Raw genomic sequence first — 13,282 nt, forward strand, 5'->3', positions numbered from 1 at the left:
TGTTTCACGTGCAACGGTGACGAGGAGCAGTCCACCGGCTCAGCTGGTCTAATCTCGCGGCGTGGACCTCTTGAGCAGTATCGGGTGGGGCGGATCGGCGCTGGTCGTCGTGTCGTTGCTGCAGACCCGGATCCTTCGGCTTCGGCTGCTGAACCTGGTCGGCTGCGTGATTCTGGTCGGCTTCAACCTCGCCATTCCGGTGTGGCCGATGGTCGGGATGAACGCCGTTCTCGCCGTGATCAACGTCGTTCACCTGTGGCGCCTGCTCCGGCATCGCCATGACGATCACGAGTACGCCGTCCTGGAGGTGAACAGCACCGACGCCTACCTCGGGCACGTGCTGACCGCGCACGAGAAGGACATCGCCAAGTTCAACCCCGGCTTCGCCCCGGCGGCGAGCCCGTACGCGTTCCTGGTCCAGCACGGCGAACGCACCGTCGGCGTGGTCCTCGCCCACGACGCCGGCTCCGGTCGCGCCCAGATCGACCTCGACTACGTGCTGCCGAAGTACCGCGACTTCACCCCCGGCGAGTTCGTCTACCGCCGCAGCGACGTCTTCGCCGACCACGGCTTCCGCCAGGTCCTGGCCTCGCCCCGAATGCGCGACTCAGCCCCCTACCTCAACAAACTCGGCTTCCACCCCGAGGGCGAAAGTCTCGTCCTCAACCTCCCCCGCTGATCCTAAGTAGTAGAACTATACTTATTATAAGTATAGTTCTACAACATGAGGAAGCCTGATCGAATCTTCGCCCGCGACCAGGAGTGGGCTCATCTGGCCAGGTTCGCTGCCGGGCCGGCGGACCGTCCTCAACTCGGCGTGGTCAGCGGCAGACGGCGACAGGGCAAGACCTACTTGGTCGAGGGCCTCGCCGAACAGTCCGGCGGCCTGTATTTCGGCGCGACGCAGGCGACCGAACCGAGTCGCTCGCGCTGTTCGCCGCGGCGATCGGAGCGCACCTCGACGCGCCGTCGCCGCCTCGCTTCGACAATTGGGACGAGGCCATCCGGTTCCTCTTCTCGATCGACTCCGCCGGTCCGTTCGTCATCGACGAGTTTCCCTATCTGAGTCAGGTATCGCCGGCACTGCCGTCGATCTTGCAGCGGGAGATCGACCAGGCAGCATCCGCCGGTCGGCGTACCAAGCTGCTGCTGTGTGGTTCCGCGATGTCGGTGATGGGTGGTCTGCTCGGCGGAACGGCTCCCTTGCGCGGGCGGGCGACGCTCGAGCTGGTCGTCCGGCCGTTCGACTACCTGCTGGCCGCCGAGTACTGGGGGGTCAACGACCCGCGTCTCGCCGCGCTGCTGCATGCCGTGGTCGGGGGCACACCGGCGTACCGGCGATTCGTCAACGACGACAGCCCGGATTCACTCGACGGATTCGACGACTGGGTACTTCGTACCGCGCTGAGCCCGGCGAGCCCGCTGTTTCGCGAGGCGCGGTATCTCCTCGAGGAGGAGATGAATGTCCGCGACGGCGCGCTCTATCACTCGGTGCTCGCAGCGGTTGCCGCTGGCAACAGTACGAGGGGTGGGATCGCCAACTACGTCGGGCGCAAGGCGACCGACATCGGTCACCAGTTGATCGTCCTGGAGGACAGCGGTCTGTTGCGACGCCGACCGGACGTCTTCAGGTCGGGGCGGTCGGGCTACGAGGTGGCTGAGCCCCTGATCGTTTTCTACCATGTGGTGATGCGGCCGCAGTGGGGGCTGCTCGAAAGCGGTCGGGCAGCAAATGTGTGGGAGTCGGCCCGGCCGCGCTTCTCGTCGCAGGTCGTCGGACCGCACTTCGAGCAACTCTGCCGCGAGTACGCAATGGCTGCACCGGCCGAGCGGTTCGGTGAGTTGCCGGGCGAGATCGGCGCGGGCGTCGTCACGGATCATTCCCACCGGAGCCAGATCGAGGTGGACGTCGTTGTCCTCGCTCCCGCGATCTCCGGCCGACGGCGCAAGGTCTTGTCGCTCGGCGAGGCCAACTGGGGCGAGGTTATGGGGCAACGGCACGTCGGCCGCCTCGAGCGAGCGCGGCACTTGCTGTCCCGCGACTACGACACGTCGGAGACGATCCTCGCCTGCTATAGCGGCGCCGGCTTCGAGCCCGGGCTTGACCCGAGCGTGCTGACCGTGGGCCTCGACGATCTGTACCGCCGACCCAGCTAGCCCAGCTGTTTGGCGAAGCAGAGGGAGGCTGGTTCTTGTTCGAAGGGTGGGTAGGCCGGGATCGGGGTGTAGCCGTGGCGGGTGTAGAGGGCGATGGCTTCGTGTTGCTCGGTGCCGGTTTCCAGGCGGAGGGTGGCCGATGCAGCCGACCGGGGTGCCGTCCACGGTCAGCAGGATGAACTCGATCTCGGGGTGCAGGGTGACCAGCGGCTGGTCCTCGCCGTAGATCGCGTTCAGCTCGGCCTGTTGCGCGGTCGTCAGCGCGACGACGGCCGGGTCGGTCCGGTCAGCGGGCCGCAGTTCGACGCCCTCCATCAGTTGCACCCTGTCGGACATGAGCCGGACGGTAGCAATCGGGCATGACGCTCCTGCTTCGCTTTCCTCACTCGCGGACAGGCGAGGAGTGAGGTCGACAGCGCGTCACTGATCGGTCGCGCTGAGGTCTTCCCAGATTCATCATTACCTCTCAGTATTTTCTGCATGGCTCACCTCACCCGCAGGACCGTCCTCGGCGCGATCGGCGCCGCCGGTGTCACCGCAGCAGCTCCGGCCACCGCCTGGAGCGCTGGTACGCCGATGCTTCGCGCCGCCGCCGACGCCTCGCCCACACTGGTTCGTGGCGCCACTTTCCCCGAGGGGATCATGGCCGGCGTACCGCGAACCGACGGCGCGACGCTGTGGACCCGAGTGCCACGAGGGGTGTTCGACGGCGACGCCGAGCTCGCCGTCGTGGTGTCGAAGCAACGGGATCTCACCCGGCCGGAGATCGTCCAGACGGTCATCGCCGAGAAGCGGTGGGACGGGTGCGTGCACTTCCCGGCGACCGGGCTCGCCGCCGGAGCGGAGTACTTCTACCAGTTCCGCGGCCAGGACACCGTGAGCCCGCTCGGCCGGTTCCAGACGCTGCGACCGGCCGACTCGAACCAGCCGGTCCGGATCGGCTTCTTCACCTGTCAGGGCTTCACCGAGGGGTACTACGCCACGCACCGCCACCTGGCCGCCGAGGACCTCGACCTGGTGGTCTGCCTCGGCGACTACGTCTACGAAGCCACCGTGCCAGGGGTTCGCGGGATCGACCTCAACCTCTATCCACAGATCCTGCCGACCATGCGGGCGAAGTACACGCTGTATCGCAGTGACCCGGACCTGCGCGCGATGCATGCGCAGCACGCGTTCCTGCCGCTGTGGGACGACCACGAGTTCCGGAACAACTACAGCCTGGACAACTGGACGCTGCCCGAGCTGTTCTTCAAGGAGAAGCGCAGTGCGGCCTGGCACGCGTGGTTCGAGCGGATGCCGGTACCGCGCTACAGCGGCGACATGACCCGCACCTACCGGTCGCTGAAGCTCGGCCGGACCGTCGAGTTGTTTGCCATCGACAACCGTCAGTACAAGGACGACCAGCCCTGCGACGACGGCGGCAGCATCATCTGCGAGGCCGCGGACGCGCCTGGTCGCAGCATGCTCGGCCAGGCGCAGAAGGCGTGGCTCGCGGACGGTCTGCGCTCGTCGGGCGCGCGGTGGAAGGTGCTCGCCAACCCGAACATGATGATGGGCATGGTCACCGGCGCCGCCGGCGAGCGCGCCTTCATGGACACCTGGGACGGGTACGGCGCCGAGCGGACCGAGCTGCTCTCGCTGGCGGCCGAGCGTGTGTCCGACTTGGTCGTAGTGACCGGCGACGACCACGACACCTTCTCCGGCGAGCTGTGGGACACGGGCTTCGCGCCGGGCTCACCCGGCAACCCCGGTGGTACGCGCCGGGCCGGGGTCGAGTTCGTCGTACCGTCCGTGTCGTCGACCAATACGGGCGACACGAAGGGGGCGACCGGGGCGAAGGCGGACGAGCAGAAGCGGCTGCAGTACAACCCGCACCTCAAGCTGGTCGACATGCGCCAGCACGGGTACGGCGTCCTCGAGGTGACGCAGGACGATGCCAAGCTCGCCTACCGGGCTGTGGACAAGCTGCATGCCAATGCCGGAGTCAGTACCAGCTACCAGGTCCGTACTGCGCGCGGCAGCTCGACAGTAGAGGTGATCTGATGGTCCGGTGACCTCTTTGACTGTGCCATCTCTAGAGGGGATGGCGGCCGCTGTCCGTGCAGGTGAACTCGATCCGGTCGAGCTGGTCGAGCAAGCCCTGCAGCGAGCGACCGACGCGGCGAAGCTGAACGCGATAGTCCACCTGGATGCCGACGGTGCTCGGGAGGCCGCTAGGCAGGTGCCGCATGGTCCGCTGGCCGGCATCCCCGTGCTGGTCAAGGAGATCATCGAGGTCGAGGGACTGCCGTACCGCTGCGGCTCCGCCTCTATGCACGGAGTCGCGACGAGAGACGCCGAGGTCGTACGCCGGCTGCGCGCGGCCGGTGCAGTGATCATCGGGCTCAGCCACTCGCATGAGTTCGCCTACGGCTGCACCGGTACGTCGAACCGCGTCGGGCCGTGCCTGAACCCGCATGACCTATCGCGGATGACCGGCGGATCCAGTGCGGGCGCTGGTGCCGCAGTGGCGGCTGGTGTCGTTCCACTGGCGATCGGCACTGACACTGCGGGCTCTGTACGCACCCCGGCCGCCCTGTGTGGAGTGGTCGGCTACAAGCCGGCCCGGGACACTTTGCCGGTCAACGGAGTCTTCCCGCTCGCACAGAGCCTGGACCACGTGGGTGTGCTCACCACCTCCGTCGCCGACGCCGTCTACGCGACTAGTGCGCTCTCCGACGAGCCCACAGCACCTACAGCCGGTACGCCGCGACTAGGGGTCGCCGCCAACCCGGAGTACAGGGACTACGACCCGGAGGTCGGTGAGGCGTGGTCCCGTGCGATCGGCCGGCTCGAGACGGTGGAGGTGGAGCTGCCGGACTGGGCCGCGACTCTGCGGACGGGGCTCGACCTGCAAGGTCCAGAAGCCGTTGCCAATCACATCGGCCGCTCCACTGAGGATTACCAGCCCGACGTCCAACTGCGGCTGCGTGAAGCTGCCGAGGTCCCAGCATGGCGTTACGTGCAGGCGCGGGCCGAGGCGGCCGACCTAACGGCCCAACTGGCCGAGCTGCTGGACCAGGTCGACGCCGTACTACTGCCGACGGTGCCGATCGTTGCTCCACTCCTCGATGCAGCAGACGTCCGCGCACGCCTACTGCGCAACGTCCGCCTCGCCAACATCGCAGGCTTCCCCGCCTTCAGCATCCCCCTACCGACTACTGGCCTCCCGGTAGGCCTCCAGCTCATTGCCAGAGACAACCAGAAGGCCAGCGCCGTTGCAGCGTGGATCGAGAGTCAGTTGTAGAGGCGGACGTCTGCGAGGGTCCACCAGTGGTCGCTGGTGCCGGTGGAGGAGATGCGGACGTAGCGGGCGCGTGTGGGCTTCACATCGAGGTTGGTGAGTTGGCCGGTGCCCGTGCCCGATGCCAGTGGTCGCCAGGTGGTGCCGTCGAAGCTGGTCGACACCTGCCAGCCTCGTGCGTAGTCGCCGGCGTTGCCGCCGCTGTCGATCGCGATCCGGCGGAACTGCTTCGCCGTACCGAGGTCGGCCTGCACATACTGCCCAGCGGCCTGCGCTGCTTTCGACTGCCAGACAGTGGAGCCGTCAGCGTCGAACGCCAGCGCCGCATCAGCAGCCGGTACTGCGCTCGCTGTCGCGCCTTCCAGCGACACAGGAGTCAGCAACGGCTTCGGCGAGCGCTCCCAGACGAACGTCCCGATCGCACCACCGGGCAGCGTGTACTCGAAGGACTGGTCGCCAACGGCCACGGCAAAGGTCCGCGGTTCGTCGTTCTCGTTGTGCACCAAGAGCGCCGTCGAGCCGTCCGGGTTCCGGAAGGCCGACGACATGAGCTGCCCGTTCCACCCGGTCGTCCCGTACGACGTACTGGCGATCCGCACCGCCCCGGTACGCACGAACTTCGACAGGTGCCCGATCGTGTAGTACTCCGCATCGGTGCTGACGCTGCCGTCCGGCTGCACGGTGACGAGTCCGGTGCAGGTGGTGCAGCCGCCGTTGTAGGGGCCGCCCTTGTCGTCCAGCGCGATGTTCCAGTTCACGACCGACTTGGACCAGTTGCGCGTCGTACCGAGCATCAGGGTGCGCGCGTGCCAGGTCAGCGTGCCCCGGAAGATCTGCGCCGGAGTGTCGTTCGGCCCGTGCGACCCGGAGCACTCGGTGAACCAGATGCCCTTGTCCGGGAAGGTCTGCTGCAGTGCGGTCTGCGCACTGGGGTTGCCGGAGTAGCAGTGGTACGCCGTACCGGCCAGCCACTTGCTGGCCGGACTGTCGAGCAGCTGGTACGGGTAGTCAGTCTCCGGGTCCTCACCGGGCGGGGTGTTGTTGACGTCGCCCGGGTGGGTCGACCAGTTGTGGTCATAGCCGAGGATCTTGGTCCGCGGGCTGTAGGCGCGCAGCAGCGGGCCGAGCTGCTCGATCACTGCGGCCTGCTGGCGGACGGGCATGTCCGTGCCGGGGTAGCCGCTCGGCTTGCGGTGCTGCGGCTCGTTCTGCACCGAGAGGAAGTCCACCGGTACGCCGGCCGCCTCGTACGCCTTCACGAACTTCACCAGGTAGCGCGCGTAGGCGTTGTAGATCGCTGGGTCGTCCTTGAGTCGGCCACCGACCAGTGAGTCGCCGGTCTTCATCCAGGCCGGTGGGCTCCACGGCGTCGCCATAACCTTCAGCGACGGGTTGAGCTGCTTGGCCCGGCGCAGCAGCGGCAGGATCTGCGCCTGGTCGTGCGAGATGGTGAAGTGCCGCAGCGGGAAGTCGGTCTGCCCGGCCGGTACGTCGTCGTACGTGTAGTGCTGTGGCGCCGCGGTGAAGTCGGACGAGCCGACCACCTGGCGGAGGAAGCTGACTCCGATGCCCTGGTCGCGGTCGAACAGCGAACGCATCGTCTGGTCGCGGACGGCGGGTGTCAGCCGATAGAGCACGGCCGCCGAGGAGTCGGTGATCGAGGCGCCGAAGCCGTCCATCGACTGGTACTTCGTTCCGGGGTCGACCGTGATGGTCGTCTGCGCGCTTGGCCCCTTGCCGAAGGCGACGGGCGCCCGCTCGTGCAGCAGCTCGGCCCGGTCCGGGGTGGTCACCCAGACCCGCGCCTTGGTGGTTTTGGTGGTGGGCAGCTCAACTGCCTGGGCTGACAGGCCGCTGAGTAGTAGGGCGGAACCGGCCACGACGGCACCGATCGCAGGTCTCTTCATCGTTCTCCTCAGGTCAACCCCGATGTAACAAATGAAACAAGAACGCAATATCCGGGTCTCAGGAAACGATGGCAGGCGAACGCTGTCAAGATCATCTAGTCTGCTGAGTGTGAAACAAGCTGGTGTAACAAATGCCTAGCAGGGCGACTGTGCGAGACATTGCGGCCGAGACCGGTGTATCGATCGCGACGGTCTCCCGGGTGCTCAACCAGCACGGGAGCGTCGCGCCCGAGACCCGTGAACTGGTCGAGCGAGCCGTCGAGCGGCTCGGCGTACGGGCACCGAGTCCGCGGGGCGGGTCGCCGAAGCCGGTCGGCGGAGCCGTCTACCTGCGCTGCCCGTATGTGCTGACCGACTATTTCGGGCTGATCGTCTCGTCGATCGCTGAGACGCTCGATCGCCACGGGCGCCGGCTCGTGCTCAACGCGGGCGAGGCGACCCAGCACGACCAGGTGCTCACCAAGCTGCCCGCGCAGCGCGACCTGGCCGGCGGCATCCTGATCCTGCCGCCGGAGACGAGTGACGAGCTGATCCAGCTCCGCGCCCGCCGCTTCCCGTTCGTCGTCGTCGACCCCCGTACTCCGCTGCCGCGCGACATCGCCGCCGTATCGGCCGCCCATTTCGCCGGCGCGCGGCAGGTCACCGCACACCTGGTCGGCTTGGGGCACACCCGGATCGGCGTCATCGGCGGCCCGAGCGAATGGCTGGCCAGCGACGCCCGCCTCGGCGGCCACGCCGCCGCGCTCGCCGACGCCGGAATCCTCCCCGACCCGGCCCTCGTCCGCCCGATCCAGCCCACCACCGAACACGGCTACCGAGCCGCTGGCCAACTCCTGGATCTCCCCGACCGCCCCACGGCACTAGTCGCCTTCAACGACAAAGCCGCGGTTGGCGCCCTCCAAGCCGCCGCCGACCGCCACCTCGCAGTACCGGCTGACCTCTCCATCGCAGGCTTCGACGACCTGGACCTGAGCAGAGCCACGTCTCCAACCCTCACCACAGTCCGCCAACCCCTCCAGGAAATGGGCCGAATGGCCGTCAGCCTCCTGATCCGCCTCCTGGACCGCCACGAACTAGAAGCCCTCCACGTAGAACTCGCCACCGAACTGGTCATCCGCAACTCAACATCCCCACCCCGCTAGCACCACCTGGCGCGAGCCTGGCCTAACTACAGCCGTGAGGTTCGGTGTCCGGCCGTCCCGGACCGCCACCACACACCAACCACGACTGGATGCATTCGGTTGAGCGTGCGCAGGTGTGTTACTAGGCAGAAACGGCAGGTTGGCATGTGGTGGCGGTCCAGGCCCGCGTACGGATTCGCCGATGGCGCCGATCGCTCGGGTCGCCACGCATGCACTGCCCTCCGTCAGGGCGGCGACACGCCGAGGTAAGCGTTGTCCGGCGGGGGTTGTGCGTGCGTGGACGTCCGGGGCTACAGCGAGCGGAGAGGTCCGGGGCTATAGCGAGCGGAGTGCGTGGAGGGCCGCGATCGTGTGATCGACCAGGTCGTCGGGGGATGAAGGACGGGCGTGCTCGGGGAGGCCGGACCATTCGATGGTTAGGTCTTCTACGTAGGCGAGCCAGGCGTGGACTGTCATGCGGATCGGCGAGGCGGGCTCCTGGGTGGGTTCGGCGAGCAGGTCCAGGACGCGGGTGGTGAGGCCGGCGCGGGTTGCGGCGTAGACCTCGACGACGAAGACGTCTCCGCCGGCGGCGCCGCGGACGAAGGAGATGTAGGAGTCGCGGCGGCGGGTGACGAAGGCGACGAAGGTGAGCAGCATCTGGCGGAGTTGCTCGTCGGCGGGTAGCGCGGGGTCCGGCTTGGTGACTCGCAGCAGCCGACGGCCGGCGGCGCTCATCACCTCGACGTAGAAGTCGCGCTTGGTCGGGAAGTAGTGGAACAGCAGCCCGCGCGAGATCCCCGCCTCGGCCGCGACGGCATCGATCGACAGCTCGTGGATCGGCTGGGTCCGCAACATCATCAACCCGATCCCGACCAACTGCTTGCGACGATCCTCCGCCGTCAACCGCCTGCGCCGCCCATCGACCGCCTCGGAGTCTCTCGGTGGTTTTCCGGGATTCACGCTATTGAGCATTGCTCAGTAGGTGCGCTACCGTCAAGGGAGCCGACCGAGGAGACGTGATGGGGTTCGAACCGTCCGCCAGGGCGCAGGAGTTGATCGAGCAGGTCGCCGAGTTCATCCGGACCGAGATCGAGCCGGTCGAGGCGGAGTTGCACGCCGCGACCAGGGCCGCCGTCGACCCGTGGCAGCCGCAGCCCGCCTTCAAGGAGCTGCAGGCGAAGGCTCGCAAACAGGGTCTGTGGAACCTGTTCCTGCCACCCGCCGAGCCCGGCAACACGCAGTACGGCGATGGTCTCAGCAATCTCGACTATGCCCCGATCGCTGAGCTGACCGGCCGTTCCTTCATCGCGCCGTACGTGTTCAACTGCAACGCCCCCGACACCGGCAACATGGAAGTCCTGCTCCGTTACGGCAGCGCCGAGCAGAAGAAGCAGTGGCTCGAACCGCTGCTGGACGGCACGATCCGCTCGGCGTTCTGCATGACCGAGCCCGACGTCGCCTCCTCCGACGCGACCAACATGGCCGCCACCGCGATCGTCGACGGCGACGAGGTCGTCATCAATGGCCGCAAGTGGTGGAGCACCGGCGTCGGCCACCCCGACTGCGAACTGCTCATCTTCATGGGTCTCACCGACCCCGACGCCCACCGGTACGCGCGCCACACGATGGTGCTCGTCCCGCGCTCCACCCCCGGCGTGAAGGTCGAGCGCCTGCTCCCCGCGATGAGCCGGTACGACGAACCGCACGGCCACGGCGAAGTCTCCTTCACCGACGTCCGAGTGCCGGCCTCGAACATCCTGGTCGGCCCGGGTCGCGCGTTCGAGATCGCCCAGGGACGGCTCGGTCCGGGGCGGGTGCACCACTGCATGCGGCTGATCGGTCTCGCCGAGAAGTCGCTCGAGCTGGCGATCCAGCGGGGTACCAGCCGGACCGCTTTCGGCAAGCCGCTGGTCAACCTCGGCGGCAACCGCGAGCGGATCGCCGACGCGCGGATCGCGATCAACCAGGCTCGCCTGCTCGTACTGCAAACGGCGTACCTGCTGGACACCAAGGGACTGGCCGGTGCGTTGAGCGAGGTCAGCCAGATCAAGGTCGCCGTACCGCGGATGGCGCAGGACGTGATCGACATGGCGATCCAGCTGCACGGCGGCGGCGGGCTGTCCGACGACTTCCCGCTGGCGGGTGCGTGGACGACCGCGCGGGCTCTACGACTGGCCGACGGGCCGGACGAGGTGCATCGTGGAGTGATCGCGAAGATCGAGTTGGCCAAGTACAAGGAGTCCGAGTGAGCAGGGTTCTCGTCACCGGTGGAGCCAGCGGTCTCGGCGCCGCGCTCGTCGCGCGATTCGTTGCTGAAGGCCACCAAGTGCTCAGTACGGATGTGGCGGCGGAGTCGCCCGCGCCCGACGGAGCGCAGTACCGGCAGCTGAACGTGCGCGATGCCGGCGACTGGGACCAGGCGGTCGCGTGGTGTGAGGAGAACTGGGGCGGGCTCGACATCCTGGTGAACAACGCCGGGATCGCGACCGGCGGCCGGATCGACGTCGAGTCGCTGGACGAGTGGGCTCGCGTCGTCGACATCAACCTGATGGGTGTCGTGCGGGGTTGTCGCGCCTTCACGCCGATGTTCAAGAGGCAGGGCTCCGGCCACATCGTGAACACGGCGTCCGCGGCCGGGCTCGTGCATCCGCCGATGATGAGCTCCTACAACACGGTCAAGGCGGGCGTCGTCGCGCTGTCGGAGACGCTCTTGCACGAGCTGCACCCGTACGGCGTTGCCGTGTCCGTCGTCTGCCCGTCCTTCTTCCGTACCAACCTGGCCGACTCGATCCAGGGCGACGACACCGAGATGGGCGCCTCCGCACGCAGGCTGATCGAGAAGTCGCCCCGTACTGCGGACGACATCGCCACCGTCGTCCTGGCAGGCATCAAGAAGCGGATCTTCCTGATCATCCCCGACCGCCCGGCCCTCCTCGCCTGGCGCACCAAGCGGTTCGCCCGGCCCCTCTACGACCGCCAGATGCGCAAGGTCGCCACCCGCGCCCGGGACCGTGCCGAAGCCGCCGCGACGAAGCAGGCTTCCGGAGAGCGGTGATGGCAGTCGATCAGAGCTCGGTTGAAGGCGCCCGCCCGGTCCGCGAGGAGGACGCCTTCGACATCCCTTCGGTCGACACCTGGCTCCGGAAGCAGACGACGCTGCCGGCCGGCCTCCCCGAAGTACGGCAGTTCTCCGGTGGCGCGTCCAACCTGACCTACCTGCTGCGGTACTCCGATCGCGACCTGATCCTGCGGCGGCCGCCGGTTGGGACCAAGGCCAAGGGCGCGCATGACATGGGGCGGGAGTATCGGATCCAGCAGCAGCTGGCGCCGGTGTTCCCGTACGTGCCGACAATGGTTGCTCACTGCAACGATGACGCCGTGATCGGGTCCGAGTTCTACGTGATGGAGCGGATCCCCGGCACCATACCGCGGCGGTCTGAGCTGGGCGTCGACCTCACGCCGGAGCAGACCCGCCAGCTCGGGTACAAGTTGATCGACACGCTGGTCGACCTGCACCAAGTCGATCCGGCCGCGGCGGGGCTTGCTGATCTCGGGAAGGGCGAGGGGTTCGTCGAGCGGCAGGTCAGTGGATGGAGCGGGCGGTACCGGAAGGCCAAGACCTGGAACGTGCCGAGCTTCGAGAAGGTGATGGCCTGGCTCGAGGCGAACCGGCCGCCCGACGTACGGATCTGCGTGATCCACAACGACTTCCGGCTCGACAACGTCGTCCTCGCGCCCGACGACCCGGAGCGGATCGTCGGCGTGCTCGACTGGGAGCTCGCGACGCTCGGCGACCCGCTGATGGATCTGGGCAGCGCGCTCGCGTACTGGGTGCAGGCCGACGACGACTGGGCTTTCCGCCGGTTCCGGCTGCAGCCGTCCGACGTACCGGGGATGATCGGCCGCGACGAGATCGTCCGCTACTACTGCGAGAAGTCCGGGCTCGACGCGTCGAACTGGGCGTTCTACGAGGTGTTCGGGCTGTTCCGGCTCGCGGTGATCGCGCAGCAGATCTACTACCGGTACCACCACAAGCAGACTCGCAATCCGCGCTTCAAGAACCTTTGGCTGCCGGTCAACCTGCTGGAGCGGCGCTGCCGCAGAATCATGAGCCGCTGAATGCCGACCATCTACCTGATCCGGCACGCGCAGGCGTCGTTCGGTCGCAGCGACTACGACCGGCTCTCGCCGCAGGGCGAGCAGCAGTCCGCGCTGCTCGGGGAGGCGCTGATCGCCCGCGGCCTGAAACCGTCGCTGGTCGTCGCGGGCGAGATGCGACGACACGCGCAGACGGCGGAGATCGCCTTGCGCACGGCGGGTCTCGACGTACCGGTTGAGGTCGATGCGGGGCTCAACGAGTTCGATCACGACCAGGTGATCGTTGCGTACAAGCCTGCCTACAAGCGCCGCGCAGTACTGCTTGCCGATCTTGCCCGGAGTGGTCATCCGGCTCGCGCGTTCCAGGAGATGTTCGGTGCCGCGACCGAGCGATGGGCTTTGAGCGATGGTGGTGGCTATCCAGAGTCCTTCGCCGCGTTCTGCCAGCGCTCGGAAGACGCAGTACGCCGTACTGCGGGTCGTCTCGGCAAAGGGGAGACCGCGATCGTGTTCACCTCCGGTGGCCCGATTGCAGCGGTCACGAGCCGGCTGCTCGCCGGTGCCGACGACCTGTGGCTCAAACTCAACCCGGTCACGGTCAACACCGCGATCACCAAGGTGACCTCCGGGCGCAGCGGGCTGACCCTGGTCAGCTACAACGAACACGGCCATCTCGACGGGACCGAACTGCTCTCCTACAGATAGGGCGACTT

General features: G+C 67.4%; 12 protein-coding genes. 10 read left to right on the top strand and 2 right to left on the bottom strand.

What is annotated here, in order from left to right; translation table 11 throughout:
- The first annotated feature begins 61 nt into the window (after positions 1-61).
- The 5 genes from A3ES_RS0110460 to A3ES_RS0110480 all read left to right on the top strand — a co-directional run bounded on the left by A3ES_RS0110460 (position 62) and on the right by A3ES_RS0110480 (position 5,443).
- Entirely contained in the window at positions 62-679 is a 618-nt protein-coding gene (locus tag A3ES_RS0110460) for a hypothetical protein (RefSeq protein ID WP_020386753.1), read from the top strand.
- 83 nt (positions 680-762) lie between these two features.
- A complete protein-coding gene (locus tag A3ES_RS46820; RefSeq protein ID WP_202806478.1) occupies positions 763-2,157 on the top strand; it encodes an AAA family ATPase in 1,395 nt (464 codons plus the stop codon).
- A 132-nt stretch (positions 2,158-2,289) separates the two neighbouring features.
- Complete coding sequence (locus tag A3ES_RS0110470) at positions 2,290-2,520, top strand: hypothetical protein (RefSeq protein WP_020386754.1); 231 nt, start codon at positions 2,290-2,292, stop codon at positions 2,518-2,520.
- A 117-nt stretch (positions 2,521-2,637) separates the two neighbouring features.
- Positions 2,638-4,200, top strand: a complete 1,563-nt coding sequence (locus A3ES_RS0110475) for an alkaline phosphatase D family protein (RefSeq protein WP_020386755.1) — start codon at positions 2,638-2,640, stop codon at positions 4,198-4,200.
- Positions 4,201-4,207: 7 nt separating this feature from the next.
- Positions 4,208-5,443, top strand: a complete 1,236-nt coding sequence (locus A3ES_RS0110480) for an amidase (RefSeq protein ID WP_026162741.1) — start codon at positions 4,208-4,210, stop codon at positions 5,441-5,443.
- On the opposite strand, the gene A3ES_RS0110485 is transcribed toward A3ES_RS0110480, so the two are convergent.
- A complete protein-coding gene (locus A3ES_RS0110485) occupies positions 5,434-7,347 on the bottom strand; it encodes a discoidin domain-containing protein (protein ID WP_020386757.1) in 1,914 nt (637 codons plus the stop codon). The two genes, A3ES_RS0110480 and A3ES_RS0110485, sit on opposite strands and share 10 nt — an antisense overlap.
- Positions 7,348-7,496: 149 nt before the next feature.
- On the opposite strand from A3ES_RS0110485, the gene A3ES_RS0110490 reads away from it, so the two are divergent.
- Positions 7,497-8,489, top strand: a complete 993-nt coding sequence (locus A3ES_RS0110490; RefSeq protein ID WP_020386758.1) for a LacI family DNA-binding transcriptional regulator — start codon at positions 7,497-7,499, stop codon at positions 8,487-8,489.
- 315 nt (positions 8,490-8,804) lie between these two features.
- Here A3ES_RS0110490 and A3ES_RS0110495 read toward each other — a convergent pair whose 3' ends face one another.
- Positions 8,805-9,431, bottom strand: coding sequence for a TetR/AcrR family transcriptional regulator (locus A3ES_RS0110495; RefSeq protein WP_026162743.1), 627 nt, complete (start codon positions 9,429-9,431; stop codon positions 8,805-8,807).
- A gap of 59 nt (positions 9,432-9,490) precedes the next feature.
- Here A3ES_RS0110495 and A3ES_RS0110500 point away from each other — a divergent pair, with 59 nt between their 5' ends.
- From A3ES_RS0110500 to A3ES_RS0110515, 4 genes are read left to right on the top strand one after another with little or no spacing between them, the layout of a single operon-like run.
- Positions 9,491-10,720 (top strand): acyl-CoA dehydrogenase family protein, encoded by a 1,230-nt coding sequence (locus A3ES_RS0110500; RefSeq protein WP_020386760.1) that lies wholly within the window; start codon positions 9,491-9,493, stop codon positions 10,718-10,720.
- Positions 10,717-11,526 (top strand): SDR family NAD(P)-dependent oxidoreductase, encoded by an 810-nt coding sequence (locus A3ES_RS46825; protein ID WP_020386761.1) that lies wholly within the window; start codon positions 10,717-10,719, stop codon positions 11,524-11,526. Before A3ES_RS0110500 ends, A3ES_RS46825 begins: the two co-directional genes overlap by 4 nt.
- Positions 11,526-12,590, top strand: a complete 1,065-nt coding sequence (locus A3ES_RS0110510; protein ID WP_020386762.1) for a phosphotransferase family protein — start codon at positions 11,526-11,528, stop codon at positions 12,588-12,590. The genes A3ES_RS46825 and A3ES_RS0110510 overlap by 1 nt, the downstream gene beginning before the upstream one ends.
- Entirely contained in the window at positions 12,591-13,274 is a 684-nt protein-coding gene (locus A3ES_RS0110515) for a histidine phosphatase family protein (protein WP_020386763.1), read from the top strand.
- Positions 13,275-13,282: the final 8 nt, after the last annotated feature.

Source organism: Kribbella catacumbae DSM 19601 (assembly GCF_000372465.1).
Lineage (GTDB): Bacteria > Actinomycetota > Actinomycetes > Propionibacteriales > Kribbellaceae > Kribbella > Kribbella catacumbae.

What these genes read in the sequence shown, in the direction of transcription:
- A3ES_RS0110475 (WP_020386755.1), top strand. Translation starts at nt 2,638, where the DNA reads ATGGCTCACCTCACCCGCAGGACCGTCCTCGGCGCGATCGGCGCCGCC.
- A3ES_RS0110485 (WP_020386757.1), bottom strand. Translation starts at nt 7,347, where the DNA reads ATGAAGAGACCTGCGATCGGTGCCGTCGTGGCCGGTTCCGCCCTACTA.
- A3ES_RS0110500 (WP_020386760.1), top strand. Translation starts at nt 9,491, where the DNA reads ATGGGGTTCGAACCGTCCGCCAGGGCGCAGGAGTTGATCGAGCAGGTC.
- A3ES_RS0110510 (WP_020386762.1), top strand. Translation starts at nt 11,526, where the DNA reads ATGGCAGTCGATCAGAGCTCGGTTGAAGGCGCCCGCCCGGTCCGCGAG.
- A3ES_RS0110515 (WP_020386763.1), top strand. Translation starts at nt 12,591, where the DNA reads ATGCCGACCATCTACCTGATCCGGCACGCGCAGGCGTCGTTCGGTCGC.